Source organism: Thermosipho affectus (assembly GCF_001990485.1).
GTDB classification, from domain to species: Bacteria; Thermotogota; Thermotogae; order Thermotogales; family Fervidobacteriaceae; genus Thermosipho; species Thermosipho affectus.
The window spans coordinates 269,096-285,252 of sequence record NZ_LBFC01000022.1; the positions used below are offsets into that span (position 1 = coordinate 269,096).

At 29.9% G+C, this 16,157-nt stretch carries 20 protein-coding genes; 18 read left to right on the top strand and 2 right to left on the bottom strand.

Features of this window, described 5'->3' with window-relative positions; translation table 11 throughout:
* Genes rlmD through XJ44_RS08315 form a run of 18 tightly spaced genes read left to right on the top strand, consistent with a single transcriptional unit; the run spans window position 1 to window position 13,877 of the window.
* The gene (rlmD, locus tag XJ44_RS08230; protein ID WP_077198678.1) at window positions 1-1,308 is read left to right on the top strand and encodes a 23S rRNA (uracil(1939)-C(5))-methyltransferase RlmD; all 1,308 of its coding nucleotides are present in this window, start codon (window positions 1-3) and stop codon (window positions 1,306-1,308) included.
* Window positions 1,309-1,342: 34 nt separating this feature from the next.
* Complete coding sequence (locus XJ44_RS08235; protein WP_077198679.1) at window positions 1,343-1,942, top strand: IMP cyclohydrolase; 600 nt, start codon at window positions 1,343-1,345, stop codon at window positions 1,940-1,942.
* Between the two features lie 11 nt (window positions 1,943-1,953).
* Window positions 1,954-2,565 (top strand): hypothetical protein, encoded by a 612-nt coding sequence (locus tag XJ44_RS08240; RefSeq protein WP_075666497.1) that lies wholly within the window; start codon window positions 1,954-1,956, stop codon window positions 2,563-2,565.
* Window positions 2,534-2,818: an EscU/YscU/HrcU family type III secretion system export apparatus switch protein gene (locus XJ44_RS08245; RefSeq protein ID WP_233119544.1), complete on the top strand. Its 285-nt coding sequence runs from the start codon at window positions 2,534-2,536 to the stop codon at window positions 2,816-2,818. The genes XJ44_RS08240 and XJ44_RS08245 overlap by 32 nt, the downstream gene beginning before the upstream one ends.
* A 1-nt stretch (window position 2,819) precedes the next feature.
* On the top strand, window positions 2,820-3,719 hold the full coding sequence (locus XJ44_RS08250) for a PEGA domain-containing protein (RefSeq protein WP_077198681.1): 900 nt from the start codon (window positions 2,820-2,822) through the stop codon (window positions 3,717-3,719).
* Window positions 3,720-3,731: 12 nt separating this feature from the next.
* Window positions 3,732-4,841 carry a peptide chain release factor 2 gene (gene prfB / locus XJ44_RS08255; protein WP_077198682.1) on the top strand — a complete coding sequence of 370 codons (1,110 nt, stop codon included), beginning with the start codon at window positions 3,732-3,734 and terminating at the stop codon, window positions 4,839-4,841.
* Between the two features lie 10 nt (window positions 4,842-4,851).
* Window positions 4,852-5,655: a septum site-determining protein MinD gene (gene minD, locus XJ44_RS08260; protein WP_077198683.1), complete on the top strand. Its 804-nt coding sequence runs from the start codon at window positions 4,852-4,854 to the stop codon at window positions 5,653-5,655.
* A gap of 5 nt (window positions 5,656-5,660) precedes the next feature.
* The gene (locus XJ44_RS08265) at window positions 5,661-5,927 is read left to right on the top strand and encodes a trigger factor (RefSeq protein WP_075666502.1); all 267 of its coding nucleotides are present in this window, start codon (window positions 5,661-5,663) and stop codon (window positions 5,925-5,927) included.
* Between the two features lie 11 nt (window positions 5,928-5,938).
* On the top strand, window positions 5,939-6,559 hold the full coding sequence (locus XJ44_RS08270; protein WP_157648511.1) for a hypothetical protein: 621 nt from the start codon (window positions 5,939-5,941) through the stop codon (window positions 6,557-6,559).
* A gap of 12 nt (window positions 6,560-6,571) precedes the next feature.
* Window positions 6,572-6,805: a hypothetical protein gene (locus XJ44_RS08275; protein WP_077198684.1), complete on the top strand. Its 234-nt coding sequence runs from the start codon at window positions 6,572-6,574 to the stop codon at window positions 6,803-6,805.
* Window positions 6,802-7,584, top strand: coding sequence for a class I SAM-dependent methyltransferase (locus XJ44_RS08280; protein WP_077198685.1), 783 nt, complete (start codon window positions 6,802-6,804; stop codon window positions 7,582-7,584). Before XJ44_RS08275 ends, XJ44_RS08280 begins: the two co-directional genes overlap by 4 nt.
* 1 nt (window position 7,585) lies before the next feature.
* Window positions 7,586-8,473, top strand: a complete 888-nt coding sequence (gene ftsY / locus XJ44_RS08285) for a signal recognition particle-docking protein FtsY (protein ID WP_077198686.1) — start codon at window positions 7,586-7,588, stop codon at window positions 8,471-8,473.
* Between the two features lies 1 nt (window position 8,474).
* Window positions 8,475-9,143 carry a DUF2225 domain-containing protein gene (locus XJ44_RS08290; protein WP_077198687.1) on the top strand — a complete coding sequence of 223 codons (669 nt, stop codon included), beginning with the start codon at window positions 8,475-8,477 and terminating at the stop codon, window positions 9,141-9,143.
* Window positions 9,122-10,711 (top strand): 3D domain-containing protein, encoded by a 1,590-nt coding sequence (locus XJ44_RS08295; RefSeq protein ID WP_077198688.1) that lies wholly within the window; start codon window positions 9,122-9,124, stop codon window positions 10,709-10,711. Before XJ44_RS08290 ends, XJ44_RS08295 begins: the two co-directional genes overlap by 22 nt.
* 2 nt (window positions 10,712-10,713) lie before the next feature.
* Window positions 10,714-11,160: an RrF2 family transcriptional regulator gene (locus XJ44_RS08300; RefSeq protein ID WP_075666509.1), complete on the top strand. Its 447-nt coding sequence runs from the start codon at window positions 10,714-10,716 to the stop codon at window positions 11,158-11,160.
* Window positions 11,157-12,233: a tRNA 2-thiouridine(34) synthase MnmA gene (gene mnmA / locus XJ44_RS08305; protein ID WP_077198689.1), complete on the top strand. Its 1,077-nt coding sequence runs from the start codon at window positions 11,157-11,159 to the stop codon at window positions 12,231-12,233. Before XJ44_RS08300 ends, mnmA begins: the two co-directional genes overlap by 4 nt.
* Window positions 12,211-12,723, top strand: coding sequence for a hypoxanthine phosphoribosyltransferase (gene hpt / locus XJ44_RS08310; protein ID WP_077198690.1), 513 nt, complete (start codon window positions 12,211-12,213; stop codon window positions 12,721-12,723). The genes mnmA and hpt overlap by 23 nt, the downstream gene beginning before the upstream one ends.
* The gene (locus XJ44_RS08315; RefSeq protein ID WP_077198691.1) at window positions 12,720-13,877 is read left to right on the top strand and encodes an LCP family protein; all 1,158 of its coding nucleotides are present in this window, start codon (window positions 12,720-12,722) and stop codon (window positions 13,875-13,877) included. Before hpt ends, XJ44_RS08315 begins: the two co-directional genes overlap by 4 nt.
* On the opposite strand, the gene nfi is transcribed toward XJ44_RS08315, so the two are convergent.
* Together nfi and XJ44_RS08325 are read right to left on the bottom strand one after the other, a co-directional pair.
* On the bottom strand, window positions 13,866-14,540 hold the full coding sequence (gene nfi / locus XJ44_RS08320) for an endonuclease V (protein ID WP_075666513.1): 675 nt from the start codon (window positions 14,538-14,540) through the stop codon (window positions 13,866-13,868). The two genes, XJ44_RS08315 and nfi, sit on opposite strands and share 12 nt — an antisense overlap.
* Before the next feature lie 4 nt (window positions 14,541-14,544).
* Window positions 14,545-15,354 (bottom strand): nucleotidyltransferase domain-containing protein, encoded by an 810-nt coding sequence (locus XJ44_RS08325; RefSeq protein WP_077198692.1) that lies wholly within the window; start codon window positions 15,352-15,354, stop codon window positions 14,545-14,547.
* Window positions 15,355-16,157 lie beyond the last annotated feature (803 nt).

The window sequence follows — 16,157 nt, forward strand, 5'->3', positions numbered from 1 at the left end:
ATGGGAGAAATGGTATATATTGAAAAAATGGCATATGGTGGAAGTGGAATTGGAAAATTGCCAGGTGGGAAGGTTGTGTTTGTTGAAAATGCGTATCCGGGTGAACTTGTTGAGGTTAAGGTGTTAAAGGATAAAAATGACTATGCGATTGCCAGGGTATTAAATGTTTTAGAACGTGTTCCTGAAAGAAGAGCTGTAAAATGTCCATATTTTAAAAGATGTGGTGGTTGTAACTTTTTGGATTTAAGATATGAAAAACAAATAGAATTAAAAAAACAGGTTTTTCTTGAACAGCTTTTTAGAATTTCAAAAGTAGAGTTGGATGATATTGGTGTTGAACAAAGCAATCAGGAGTACGGATACAGATTAAAGATGGAGTTTTCTATTACAAAGGATAGAAAACTTGGTTTGAAAATGAAAAATTCGAATAGAATAATAGAGATAAAAAGTTGTTTAATTGCTCCAAAGCCAGTCAATGATTTGTTAAAGCTTATTCCTGAAGTTTTGGAAATGTTTAAGGTTGATGTATATGATGGCAAAAGAGGTACATTGAAAAATGTGGTTATAAGATATTCTCCTAATGGTGAATTGATGGTAATTTTCGTGACTAAAACGGAATTTTTTAAAGATGGTAAAAAAATTGCGGCGATTTTAGCTAAAAAAGTACCTTTGTTGAAGTCAGTGGTGCATGTGATGAACAGCAACGATAAAGTTGTGTTGAGAGGACCTTACCGTATTTTAAAAGGTGAGGGAGTAATTACATACGATTTTAGTTGGGAAAAATTTCAGATCCCACCTACCGCTTTTTTTCAAAATAATTACTATATAACGGAAAAAATGATGGAGTATTTAACAAAACAATTAGATTTAAAAGATAATGAGGTAGTTTTAGATCTCTTTAGTGGTCTTGGAACTTTTTCAATAAGGTTAGCTCTTTTATCAAAATTTGTAATTTCTGTAGAATCAAATCATGTTTCGGTGAAGGCAGGAAGGGCAAATGCTAATATAAATAATGTCAGAAATATAAGATTTGTTGAGTCAGACGCCTATGAATTTTTGAAGGAATATAACAGAAATTTTGATGTTTTGGTTTTAGATCCACCAAGGAGTGGGTTGGAAAAGGACTTGAGCTTGGAAATTTTAAAACGTAATCCTGAAAAAATTGCTTACATTTCTTGTAACCCCACTACCTTTTCAAGGGATTTAAGTATTTTATTAGAAAAGTACAAGTTGAAAACTATAAGGTTATTTGATATGTTTCCACAAACATATCATACAGAATTAGTTGCTATATTAGTTAGAAAGTAAAAATATGTTAAAATAAAAAGGGGGAGTGTGAAAAATGAATATTAAAAGGGCTTTAATTAGTGTTTCAGACAAGAGAGGGATTGTTGAATTTTCAAAAAAATTAAGGGAGTTTGGTGTTGAAATAATAAGTACTGGTGGAACTGCAAAGCTTTTGGAAGAAAATGGCATATCTGTTAAAAAAGTTTCTGAAATAACCGGTTTTCCAGAGATTTTGGGGGGGAGGGTAAAAACTCTTCATCCAAAAATTTTTGGTGCTATTTTGGCGAGGTTTGATAACAAAGAACATTTGAATGATTTGGCAAAGAATGATATTATGCCTATTGATATGGTAGTAGTGAACTTATATCCTTTTGAGGAAGTTGCAAAGAGAACTAGAAATGAAGAAAAGCTAATTGAAAATATAGATATAGGAGGAGTTGCATTATTAAGAGCAGCTGCGAAGAATTATAGAGATGTTGTTGTAATTTCTGATCCTGATGATTATAGGAAAGTTATAAAAAGTCTTGAAGAATGTGGGGATGTACCGCTTCAAAAGAGAAGGATATTTGCATTGAAAGCTTTTTATAGAACAATGAGGTATGATTCTGAAATTCACAGTGTGCTTTCTGAGCTCTTTGCTTCTGGGAATTTTTAAGGTGAAAAGTAATGTATGGAATAGTTTCAGATTCTTACAAAAATTTGGTAAAGTTAAAAACCAAAAAGGGCGAGTTAGTATTAAAATCAAATAAAAAGATTCCAAAAGGATTGAGAATTGAAGTAAAAAAAATAGGACAAGGGGATTATGAAGGAAAGATTTTATTAGGTCCTAAAAGTTGTTTACCACCTATAAAGTATATATTTTTAGCAAATAGAATCACAGATGATCCTAGATTTATCGAAAGACTTTCCGTTATATTTGAAGAATTGGAAAGAAGGATAAAAATTAATAGGAATTTTTTGGAGAGGTTTGAAAAGTATTTTAAAAGTAATATGAAGGATGAAGAAAATTTGGAATTTGAGGTGTATTTAAACGCACTGTCAGGAAGATATGGATTACGCTCTTTTGGCGATATTAAGGTATTTTTTGATAGGGTGTCTGAAAAATTTGAAATTTTTTACGAAAAAGAAGTGATAGTTGGATATGTAAATGGTGAGCAAATTTCTTTGAGTACATCTTCGGTGATAGAAAATGTAGAAGAATTAAAGAGTAGATTGAGTAAATATTTTAAGAATGTTTTTATTAAATTTGAAGGATTTAAAGGAGGAGTTTACGTTTAGGAAAAAGATTGTCGTTGCACTGAAGTATAATCCAGATACGGATTATATACCTTTTGTTATTGCAAAGGGAAAGGAAGAGATAGCACAAAGAATTATAGATATTGCAGAAAAAAGTGGAGTCGCTATTGTTAAATCTCCGAAGCTTGTTAGTGAATTGTATAAATTAGAAGTGTTACAGGAAATTCCAGAAAAATTGTATGTTGCAGTTGCGGAAATAATAGCTTTTATTGAAACTCAGAAAGGAAGCGATTGAAATGAGAAAGACTTTAATTTGTGTTTTTCTAGTATTTGGTTTAGTGATATTTTCAGAGTTTTCTATAAATTTTGGGATAATGTTTGGAAATTATGATGTTGAACCTTACACATTGATTTTAATTACCGAACCATTTTTAGATGTGTATATAGATGGTGACTATATTGGACAAACAGATATTTTTGGACAGTTGGAAATATCTTTTGGACGTGAAGGTTATCATTTTGTTGAAATTAAATCGGATAGTTATATGGTAATATCAAAAAATGTGTTTATTAGTGCAAATGGTGTAATTTTAAAAATTCGTCCCCAAAAAGCGGGAAGTATTGTGATTTTTTCAAATGTTTATCCGGTAAATGTTTATATTGATAATGCTTTTTATGGAGTAGTTAAAGACAAGAAAGATGAGCTTAAAATTCCAATTGGTGCACATAAATTAAAGTTTTTATCACCAGGATACAAGGTTATTGAAAAGGATATTTTGATTAGTTTTAAAGAAAAAGTGCCCGTTGAATTAAATTTTCACAAGAAAAATTTAGATTTGTATCTGAGAAATAGTTATGATGAATTTTCACCTAATGGTGATTGGTACAGAGATAAATGGGATTTGGAGATCTTTTTAACAACATTTGCAACTATTACCATTGATATTTTCAGCGAAAATGAAAAGGTGGAGAGTTATAGGTTTTCTGGAGTACCTGGTGAGAATATTTTCAAATGGAACGGAATTAAGAAGACAGGTGAATATTTGGTTGTGGTAACTGCATATAATGAAAGTGAAAAAGTAATGAAGGATACTAATGTAAAAATAAATATGGAAAAATACACTTATCTAAAAGAAATTACTATTTTAAGTCTTTTTGTGATATTTTCCGGAATAGTTTATGTGATTTTAAAATAGAGGAGGGTTTATATGATCGATTATGAATTAAAACAAAGAATAGATGAAGTTAAGAAAAAATACGAAGATATTGTAAAGGTATTTCACCCACAAGATAAATTGGAAGAACTTAAAGAATTGGAAAGTTTAATGGGAGCTTCGGATTTTTGGAGTGATCAAAAAAAAGCAAAGGAAATTTCTCAAAAAGCGCAAAGAATAAGAAAGATAATAGAAGATATGAAAGATATAGAAAATAAAATGGAAGATTTAGAAGCTGGATTGGAACTTGTAGAAGAAGATGTAACTTTTTGGGAGACTGTAAAACAATTGATTGAGGAAATAGAAAAGAAGGTTAAAATTTTTGAACTTGAGTTGATATTAAACGAAAAATTTGATGCAAGCAATGCGTATTTGACAATTCATCCTGGTGCGGGTGGAACGGAGTCTCAAGACTGGGCATCTATGTTGCTTAGAATGTATATGAGGTGGGCAGAAAGAAGAGGATTTAATGTGCAGGTTGTTGATTATCAACCAGGTGAAGAGGCGGGGATAAAAAGTGCAACACTTTACATAAAGGGTGAGTATGCTTATGGTTATTTAAAGTATGAAAGAGGTGTTCATAGATTGGTGAGAATTTCACCCTTTGATGCAAACAAAAGACGTCATACGTCTTTTGCATCTGTGAATGTAATGCCGGAGATAGAAGATGATATTGACATCGATATTAATCCAGAAGATTTGAGAATAGATACGTATAGGGCATCAGGTGCAGGTGGACAATATGTAAATAAGACGGAATCTGCTGTGAGAATTACCCATATACCAACGGGAATTGTCGTGACTTGTCAGACAGAGAGATCTCAATTGCAGAATAAAGAAACGGCAATGAAAGTGTTAAAAGCTAGACTATATCAATTAGAACTTGAAAAAAGGCAAAAACAACTTGAGGAAATACAAGGTGAGTTAAAAGATATTTCATGGGGAAATCAGATTAGATCATATGTCTTTCAACCTTATACTATGGTAAAAGATCACAGGACAAATATTGAAACTGGAAATATAGATGCTGTTATGGATGGAGATATCGATTTATTCATTGAAAGTGAGTTAATTTATTTTGCAAAAAACCGGAATAAGAAGTAGAGGTGGTTTTATGGCAAAAGTTTATGTGTTAACTTCGGGAAAGGGTGGGGTTGGAAAAACAACGGTAACGGCAAATTTAGGATGTGCATTGGCAAAAGATGGAAATAGAGTATGTCTTATAGATGCAGATGTAGGTTTAAAAAATTTAGATGTCGTGTTAGGACTTGAAAATAGGATAATATATACCATTTTAGATGTGGTAAATGGTAATGTTTCACCTAAGGATGCTTTAGTAAGACACAAAAATTTGAAAAATCTTTTTTTACTTCCAGCTTCACAAATCGCAACAAAAGAGATGATTACACCCGAGGATATGATAAAAATAGTTGAAGAATTAAATGGAGATTTTGATTACATATTAATTGATTCGCCTGCTGGAATTGAAAGAGGATTTAGAAATGCAATTGCCCCGGCAAATTTTGCGATAATTGTTACAACACCAGAATTGCCTGCTATTTCAGATGCCGATAGGGTGATAGGGTTATTGGAAAACAACGGTTTTGATGACAAGAATATAATACTAATATTAAATAAGTTTAAAGTTAATATGGCTCGTAAAGGAGAAATGTTGTCTGAAATGGATGTCCAAAAAGCACTTGCAATTGAGTTAATTGGTGTTATCCCTGAATCTGATGATGTTATTATTTCAACAAATAGGGGAATGCCGGTTGTATTGGAAAGTGAATATGGTATTTCTAAGAATTTTGTAAACATAGTAAGACGTTTAAAGGGAGAGGAAATTCCATTGGAAAGTGATATTCCTTCTGCAATTAATTTTTTAGCAAAGTTTTTTTCTTTCTTTAAAAAGAGGTGAAGTCTATGTGGATACTGGATATTTTTAAAAAACATGAAAAGAAGAATTCAAGAGAAGAGGCATTAAAAAGATTGGATAATATGATGAGTAGGAGAAGGGATATTATTCAAAAAATTCCACAAGATGTTTTTGAAAAAAACTCTGAGGAAATAAAAAGAGAGGTTATTAGAGTTATTTCGGCTAAATTTAACGTACCTGTTGAAAGGGTGAAGGTAGATTGTCAAGAAGAAGATGGATACGTGGTAATAGTTACAAACATAAATTTCAAATAATTTTAGTAATTATGTTTTTTCTTTTATCAAGTTGTGCGTTGACGTTGGATAAAATATTGCCTGATACCACAGATGAGCAAATTATTAATTTAAATGCTTATTTTCAGGCATTTTATTCAGATAATTTAAGACGTATTTTTTTAGAAAAACTTGGTATTTCCGAAGATGATTTTGTGTTGGATAATATAAAGAGTGTTAATGTAAAAATGACATTAAATGGCGAAGAGATGGAAAAAAATGTGATTTCTTCAGGAATTTTAATAAAACCAATGGTTACCGTTGAAAAGAACATTTCAAGTATTAATATGGATGTTGAAGTTATTTATACTTTAACCAATGGAATCTATGAAAAAACTTACACTTTAACTGCACAATTTAACGAGAATTTGGATTTATCAAAAACGAACAATTTGTATTTTATAATTTATTTAGAAGACGAAGGTACTGGTGTAAAATTAAATATAGATCCTACGTTTGAAATTAAATTTATTGGTACAGATGAAAAAGAAAAAATTTATTATGTAACACCTGATAGTAAGAAGTATTATTCTATATTGAAAAATGAAAATATTGAAAATAAAATTATATTAAAAGACGCTTACGATGAGGTTCAAGTTTTTTCTTTTCCATAAGGGGTGGTTTTAGTGAAAAAAAATAGAAAAAAAGATTTTTTTAAATATTTTTACATAAGCTTTGTGGGATTTTTATTGCTTTTTTTAATTGTGAATGTTGTTACTTCTATAATAAGGTATAATGTTAATTTCGAAGAGTATAAGAAGGTAAAATCTGAGTATGAAGAAACAAAGAAAAAATACGAAAAGATGTTGAATTTGTACGATAATCTGAAAAATTTAAAAGAGGGCAGGGAAAAGGAATGAATTTTGTGGTGACAACGTCGTATAATCCAAGTAAGGAGCTTATAGAAATTGCAAAAAAACTTGCCATAGAATACGATGTAAGGTATTTAAATAGAAATCATTTGCCAAAATATTTAAAAAAAGGTTTGATTGATTTTTATTATGTTATAGATAAAAAAAAGATGTTGAGTATAAAATGGAGGGATGGGGAGTTTTTTTTTCATCAAGGAATTGCAAAAATTAGAATGGAAAATATAAGGCATGGTGAAAGAGATTACTTAATAGAATCTATCAACCCCAGCGAAAATGATGTAGTATATGATGCAACTTGTGGTTTGGGATCAGATGCGCTTCTAATTGCAAATTATGCAAAAAAAGTAATTGCAACGGAAGGATCAGTGCATATATATAGAGTAGTAAAGTGGGGACTTTCAAATTATGTTTCTGAGGAAGAATGGATAAATAAGTCAAAAGAAAAAATAGAATTATTAAACGAAAATTATAAAGATTTTATTCGAAAAGTAGAAGAGCGAGCGTTTGATGTGGTATACTGTGATCCTATGTTTGAAAATCCAATATATGAGAGTAATTCGTTAAATCCTTTGCGCTCCTTTGCTTTGTATGAGCCTCTGACAAAGGATGATTTAGAAGAAATGTTGAGGATTTCAAAGAAAAAAGTGGTAATTAAGACTCTAAAAAAAGATAATTTGTACAAGGAAATAAGGAAATATTTTGATGAAGAGTATGTTTCTAGAAAAAGTGGAGTAGTATATGGAGTAATAAATAAGACGGAGGTGTAGTATGGGATTTTTTGAAAAGTTCAAAAAAGGTCTTCAAAAAACAAGAGAAACTTTTTTCGGAAAGATAAAAAGTATTTTAAAAGGTAAAAAGTTGGATGAGGAAACAAAAGAGGAAATAGAAGAACTTTTAATCTTGTCAGATGTTGGATACGAGGCGACTGAATATATTTTAGAAAGGATAGAAAAAGCCGATGGAGATGATGCATATGAGGCATTGAAAAAAGTATTAATTGATATTTTGAGAGGAAATAATGATCTTATAATAAGCGATTTGCCATTTGTTATAAGCATGGTTGGGGTTAATGGTTCTGGAAAAACAACAACTGCTGGGAAGCTAGCTTCATACTTTTCAAAAAATGGCAAGTCTGTTGTTTTGGCTGCTTGTGATACTTTTAGGGCTGCAGCAATTGATCAATTAAAGGTGTGGGGAGATAAGACAAATGCAACAATTATTGCACATCAAGAAGGTGCAGATTCTGCCGCAATAGCTTTTGATGCAGTAAATCATGCAATTTCCAAGAAAAAAGATGTTGTAATACTGGACACTGCGGGAAGGTTGCACACAAAGAAGAATTTGATGGAAGAGTTGAGAAAGATTAACAGGGTTATTAAGAAAAAGATTGAAAATGCGCCACATGAAGTTTTATTGGTAATTGATGCGGTTACAGGTCAAAATGGATTGCAACAGGCAAAGGTCTTTAAAGAATTTGTGGATATTACTGGAATAGTTTTGACCAAATTGGATGGTACAGCAAAAGGTGGAATCGCAATTGCTATTGCAAAGGAACTTGGTATTCCAATAAAGTTTGTAGGTTTAGGGGAAGGAATTGATGATTTAAAACCGTTTGATGCAGAAGATTTTGTTAATGCACTTTTGGAAGGTGAATAATATGAATAGTTTATGGGATAAGGATTATAAGTGCCCTGTATGTGGTAAAGAATTTAAAAGTAAAAAGGTAAGGATAGATTCAGTGAAAATCTCAAGTTATGACGAAGACTTGAAACCTAACTTTTTGGAAGTTAATCCCTTTTTGTATGAAGTTGTTGTATGTCCGTATTGTCTTTACGCAGAATATGAACCAAAATTTGAAAATACTGTAACTGTTGTTGAAAAAGATAAGATAATTGAAGCATTGGATAGATTAAAAGAGAAACTTTCAGAAATGAAAAGTAAGTTTGTGGAGAAGAGAAATATAGATATTGCCTTAAAGGCATATGGGATAGTTATAATTTTATCAACTGTTACTAAAAAATATTGTAAATTAGCAGACGCATATTTAAAGGTTGCGTGGTTACTTAGAGAAAAAGGTGATAAAAATCAAGAAGATATAGCGCTTGCGCATGCGCTAAAAAATTTTGAAGATTGTTATATGAAATCTGATATTCCAGAAGGAAAACCCGAAGAGAAAGTTTTATTTTATCTTGGAGAGTTAAATAGGTATTTTAACAAAAAAGATGAATCTATAAAGTGGTTTTCTGTACTTATTAAAAAGTATGGAAGAAGCTCTTCGTATTATGCAAAGGTGGGAAGAGATAGATGGCAAAGTATGCGGCAATAGTAGTTCTTTTATTATTCTTGTTTTCTTGTAATTATGTAACATATGAACAGTTTAATCAATTGGAAAATAGAGTATTTACTATGGAAAATGTTGTGGAAAAACATGAAAAACAGATAGAAGAGCTTGAAAAAAATTATATTAGTCTTTCAAAGAGTTTGAAAAGGGATATTGAAAGATTAGATAAAGAATTAAAAAACATTAATTTAAAAAACAAAGTAGATTATCTTGAGGATTTTACCCATAAATTAGCGTTTCAAATTTCTAGTATGGAAAATCAATTGAATAAAGTAACTGCTGATTTAACATCGTATAATATTCGTGGAATTATTTACAGGATAAACGAGGTAGAAGGCTTGGTTCAAAAGTTAGATTTGAATTCTGTAAATGCGCTTTTAAATGATGCCATTGAAAAATATAACAATGGATATGCAGAAATTTATAATTTAGCAGATAAGGTAAGGAAGTTAGAATTGGAAATTCAGGCTCTAAGTGAAACATTGTCGGAGATAGATAATGTAAAAAGCAAAAATGACGAGAAGAGTATACCCGCAATTCAAATAATAAATCAGGTTGAAAAGATAAACAAATTGGAAAGTGTGGTTAATGATTTGATACTAAAAGTTGATAAGATTTCATCTAAGGAAGGATTGGAAAAGGAATTGGCATTGGTGAAACAGATTAGTTCTGAAATTAGTTTTTTAAGGAAAAATTTTAGTCGAGAAGATATTATTGATATATTGAAGTTGAGGCAGGGGTATATTTCTTATATTGTAAGAAGTGGAGATTCATTGTATAGTATAAGTAAAAGATTTAATCTGGGAAATAGGGGAGTTGAAAAGCTAATATCATTTAATGCAATAGTGAATCCGAGGAAGATTATTCCAGGTCAAGTCATAAAAATTCCGGTGGATGATTTTAAGAAATTTTTGAGAATTCCGATAGATGTGGATCCTGGGAATATTTTAAGTTATTTTGGGGAATCAAGAGATGGAATTACCAATTTGGGAATAGACATTGATGCCGCAGGTAGTGAAGTTTATCCAATTTTAGTTGGAAGAGTTACAATCAAGGGTGAAGATGTTTTGTATATAGATCATGGAAATGGTATTTTAGGAATTTACAAGGGAATAGAAACTAATTTAGAGGAAAATGACTGGGTGGATATTAACAAACCGCTGGGAAAGGTTAAAAAAATCTTTCATTTTGAATTGTGGGTTGATGGTGAACCTAAGGATCCTTTGAAATTATTATTTGAGTACAAAGGAAGATTTATGGTAACGTTTTATACCCCGTGGGATGATGGAAAAATACCTTTACATCCTACTTTTAGATTAACAAGATCTGGTAAAGTGGCAAGAGAGTGGATTACAGCTGCAATTGATCCCACATTGATCCCTTTGGGTAGTTATATATATATTCCGCAGTTGAAAAAACTACTAGTCGCGGAAGATACTGGGAGTTTGATACAAGGAAAGAGGATAGATATATATATTGAAGATGTAAATATTGCAAGAAAAAATAGTGTTAAAGATTTTGATGTGTTTATACTAAAAAATGGAGGTATTTAAATATGGCAGTTACGATGAAAAGTGAATATGCGTTGAGGTTATTGCTTCTTTTGTCTGTTGAGAATAAGCAACTTAGTACAAAAGGATTGATTGAAAGGTGTAAAAATAAAATACCATATGAATTTGCACAAAAAATTTTGTCCAAATTGGTATCAGCCGGGATTTTATCATCATCTAGGGGAAAGTTTGGAGGTTACAAGCTTATTAAAAATCCCGATGAAATAACCATTTACGATATTGTGACAGCTGTGGATGATATAACTTCTGTGATTACGTGTTTTGTAGAACCGGGGAAAATTAAGACTTCACCTGAAATTTGCACTGTAAATGAAGTATGGCAAATAGTTATGGATAGGTTTTCACAGTCATTGAGATCTGTAACTTTGGAAGATTTACGAAAGTCTTATACAAAAAAGTGTGAGAAGTATGAAAGGAGGAGCAAATTATAAAGGTAGGTGTTGCATTAAGTGGAGGAGTTGATAGTGCAGTTGCTTTATACCTTTTAAAACAAAAAGGGTATGATGTTACTGCTTATCATATTAAAACAATTCCAGATTCGGTTTACTTGACAAAAGAAATAAAACATAAAGTTTGTTGTAGTCCATCAGATACTTTTGATGCAATGAAAGTAGCAAAAAAATTCGATGTAGAAATGAAAATAGTACATGTTGAAGAGGTATTTAAGGAAACGATAGTTAAATATTTTTTAGATGAATATAGAAAGGGAAGAACTCCCAACCCTTGTTTTTTTTGTAATGATTGGATTAAGTTTGGGTTTTTACTTGATGAAATCTTAGAAGATGGTAATGACTATGTTGCTTCAGGTCATTATGCAATTGTAAAAAACGGTAGGTTGTACAAGGCAAAGAGTAAAGAGAAGGATCAGTCCTATTTTTTAGCTTCTATAAAACGTGGAAAATTGGGACATTTGTTATTTCCAAATGGTGAATATGAAAAAGAAGAAATTAGAGAAATTGCGAAAAAATTGGATATTCATGTGCATTCAAAGGAAGACTCTCAAGATTTGTGTTTTATACCTGATAACGATATTTATAACTTTTTAAGTGAGAATGGTGTGAATTTTAATCCAGGATTGATAATAGATACTAAAGGAAATATTTTGGGGACTCATAAAGGATTACCAAATTACACAATTGGACAACGGAAAATAGGAATTGCAACTGGGAAAAGATTGTATGTGTTAAAAAAAGATTTTGAAAATAATTTGTTGATTGTAGGCGAAAAGGATGAAGTGTTTAACAAAAAGTTTACCGTTTCGAAATTAAATTTTTTACAAGATGTATCTAACTCTCTACTAGGATATGTTAAAGTTAGAAAAAAGTTCAAAGAAGTTAAATGTAAGGCATATTTTTTAGATGGAAGATTGTTTGTGGAGACTGAAGAACCGGTATTTGCTATTACTCCTGGCCAAATAGCGGTAATTTATGACGATGATGGAGCAGTAGTGGTATCAGGAATTATTGAAGAGGAGGGATGGAATGGATTTAAAGGTTTTGATTGATCAAGAAAAATTGAAAAATCGTATTAAAGAATTGGGAGCTGAAATTACGAATTATTATAAAGAAAAAACGGACACAATTCATGCTGTTTGTGTTCTGAAAGGTGCTATACACTTTTTTACGGATTTGGTTGAGAATATTGATTTAAATGTTGAATATTCTTTTATTCATGTTTCAAGTTATAGTGGGATGGAATCTACTGGAAGAATTAGGGTAAAAAGTTGGATAGATGAACCTATTGAAAGTAAATATGTCTTAGTGGTTGAAGATATTTTGGATACTGGGCAAACGTTATCGTATATTTTAGGATACTTGAATAGATATAATCCTAAAGATTTGAAGGTAGCTACTTTGCTTAAAAAACCTTCAAAGAAGCCAATTGTTAGTGCAGATTTTATTGGTTTTGATATTGAAGATAAGTTTGTAGTTGGATATGGTTTGGATTTTGATGAAAAATATAGAAATATTCCTTATATAGGTTATATGGAATGAGAAAAAGTTTATTAATTACAGTTGGGATTATTATTACATTGTTTTCATTAGGAATAGTTTTAATTCCTTGGTTTAGGATAATATTATATGTGATATATTCTCCTCTTAAAGAGGAAACGAATTTTTTGGTGTTAGGTTTAGATAAAGATATTCAAGGTACTAGAAGAACAGATGTAATAATGTTTTTAAGTGTAAATGCTAAGACAAAAAATATAAAAATTTCCAGTATTCCAAGAGATCTAATAATAGATGGAAAAAAAATAAACTCGTATTATCAAAGAAATGGTTTAGATGCTTTGATAAAATTGGTAGAAGGATTTTTGAATAAGAAAATAGATAGATATGCAATAGTTGATTATGATGTAATAAAGATCATTGGTGATGAAATAGGTCCAGTTGAGGTTTATATAGATCAACCTATGAAATATACTGATTATTCTCAAAATTTGATAATTAATTTTGAACCAGGATTACACAATTTATATGGTGAAGAGCTCCTTGCTTTTATGAGATTTAGAAAGGATTTTAGAGGTGATCTTGGAAGAATAGAAAGACAAAAATATATTATTGAACAGCTTTTAAAAACAGCACTTAAAAAAGATATCTTTACTTTATCTAAAACGTTTAAAAAGGTTTTTGATATGATAGAGACAAATGTTAAAACTTCAGAACTTGTTTATTTAGCAGTAAATTTTAGAAATGGGTTTAATCTGAAAAATATATCTTTTCCCGTAAAGTATGATGTGGATGGAAATATCTATCCAGGTGATTTGAAAAATTATAGAGAAGCTTTTAATGGAGAAAAAAAAGAGGAGAATAGTTTCAATTTTTATATATTGAACAATACGAAAACTCAAACAAGAACATATAACGTGAATTTATATTATATGTGGAAGGCGGCAGGTTTCATTCCAGAAAAAATATATAACTTGCCCAAATTATCTTTAAAAGAAGATACGGTGTATGTTTTAGATGAAAGTGTAAATATTCAAACTGTCAGTAACATAGTAAAAGTAGTACATCCAAAAAGAAGGTTTGCTATAAAATATGCAAAAGATCACTTAGAGGAATATTATTTGATAATTGAAACGTTATCTTCTGAAAGAAGCTATATAAACTTTCCAATTGATTTTATAGTTATTCTAACAGGATAGAAATTTTTTCTTTATTTTTTGTGTGTAAATGTGAGCTAGTCTTGTTGGTTCTGGAAGTTTGTATTTTCCGATAAATAATTTTGTTATTTTGAGACTAGATCCTATATCTATTAAATATCCAGGTGATATAAAAATGGGCTTGACATTATCTTTGCTTCTGTATACTATACCTAGTCTTTCGCCGCTGTATTCCAGATATGAAAAACTCCCATGTTTTTTTTCGGGTTCTTTGTAATTTCCTACCAATTTACTTTTTGCGATTCCAATTGTTGGTTTTTCAATCCAAAGCCCCATATGACTAGCTATTCCTAGTTTTCTTGGGTGTGCAATACCATGTCCATCAAAAAAAACAATATCTACATTTGTTTTTAATTTTTCCCAAGCTTTTAAAAATATAGGGCCTTCTCTAAAAGCGAGTAATCCAGGGATGTAAGGAAATTTTACTTTTTCAATGTGATGTACAATTTCTTTGATGTTAAATTTTTGATCTAGAACTACAATTACTGCCAATCCGTATTTATTTGGAAATGAAAGATCAACCCCCGCAACTAGAAAGGTTTCTTTTTCAAACTTTTTAAATTTTAATAATTTTTTCAATTCATTTTGAATGTTTATAGCTTCTTTTGGAGTTATGTTCCAATTGTGTAATTTTTTGTATATCATAATTTCACCCTTTTGAGTTTTGTATGCTAATTTTCTTTTTGTCTTCTTGTTTGAGTTTGATAATTCTATCGTACATATATTCGAAAAATTTAATATTTATTTTTCTTATAACTTCATTTGGTATTTTTTCAATTGTATCTTTTAAAATTTCAGTTAACATTATTACACCTTTGGGTAAATAAGATGGGCCTAAAAAATCCATCGCCTTGTGTAATTTTTTATACAAGTTTTTGTCTAAATTTTTGTATAACCTTTTAAATCCTAGTTTTGAATTGTTTCTATCGTAAATATATCTTAAAATTACAGCTAAATCTCCACATAAATGACTTCCAAGTCTTGAAGCCCATATTAAATCATTTCTTTTGTAAGCTGATACAAATTCTAACATAGTAAAGGAAAAAGAATTGAAATATCTTATAAAATCTTCCTCAGTTATAGAAAGTTTTTCTGCTTTATAATTATTTAAAAGACCTTCAGGATCGTGGATTATTTTTATTTGGTCAGTTTTTGGTGAATTACTAACAGTGACAGTATAAAAATCAAAATGTAGCCCGTTGTCAAAAACAGCAACAATTTGAGGTCCAACAAAATTTACTTCGGACCAGTAAAGTAATGGCCTGTATTGTTTCAGATAATGTAAACGCCTATTTAAAAATTCTTCTAATTTGTCGTTTTTCACAAGACAGTAAAAATCAACATCTGAATAAATATCCATTTCACCACGTGCAACTGAACCTTTAACAAATATTGCACGTACAGCCGGATCCTTTTTAACTAATCTAGAAATTGTGTTGATTGCATTTAATTGTTTCATTTTTCAACACCCCATAATATTTTAATGAATTTAATGAAATCTAAATATTTTTTTATTAAGATTTTTAGTTATTTTTAATTTTTGTATTTGTTATTTGTTCAATATTTGTTTTAAATAATAAATTGGAAATACTTATCATTAGCTAAGTACTTATAACAAAAGAATACATTGTTAAAAAAATATTATTGATCTATTCTCTTATTATAAGTAGTATGAAAAAAACAAACATAAACTTATCAAAAAATTTCACAACAATATTCTACCACAACATTATCAAAAATTTATCTTCAAAAGTATAACTAAAAATACATAGATGTTTTAATTTTTTCCTTAGCAGTTTTAAAAGAACTATTTGTTCTTTCATTTAAAGAGACATTAGAAATTGGAACACTTTACTTTAAGAAAGTAGCTTAGAGAATTCATTCACAAAGTGTTATTTTGAATGTTTCTGGATGAGATGTATGTGTGTAAGATAAGTAAAAAATCATGTAAGGCGCAAAGTAATTCTGAAAAAAAGGATTATTTGGTAATATAAAAACAAAATTTGGTGAATATGTATATTCATACAGAGAAGATTTGGCAGGAATATTAGCTTTATTAAAGTTCATATTCTACAACTTATATGTAACAATTTTTTTGTTTATTGCTAGAAGAGGTATTTTGTGCTTTTTAATTTATTTATTGTTTATTTTTTAAACAGCCTCATTTTTCTCGTAGTATTATAATTTTATAGTTAAATACTTAAAATAAAAATCCCACAAGATTTGGACTTACCCCCGAAAGTGGGACAAATAAAAAAATCA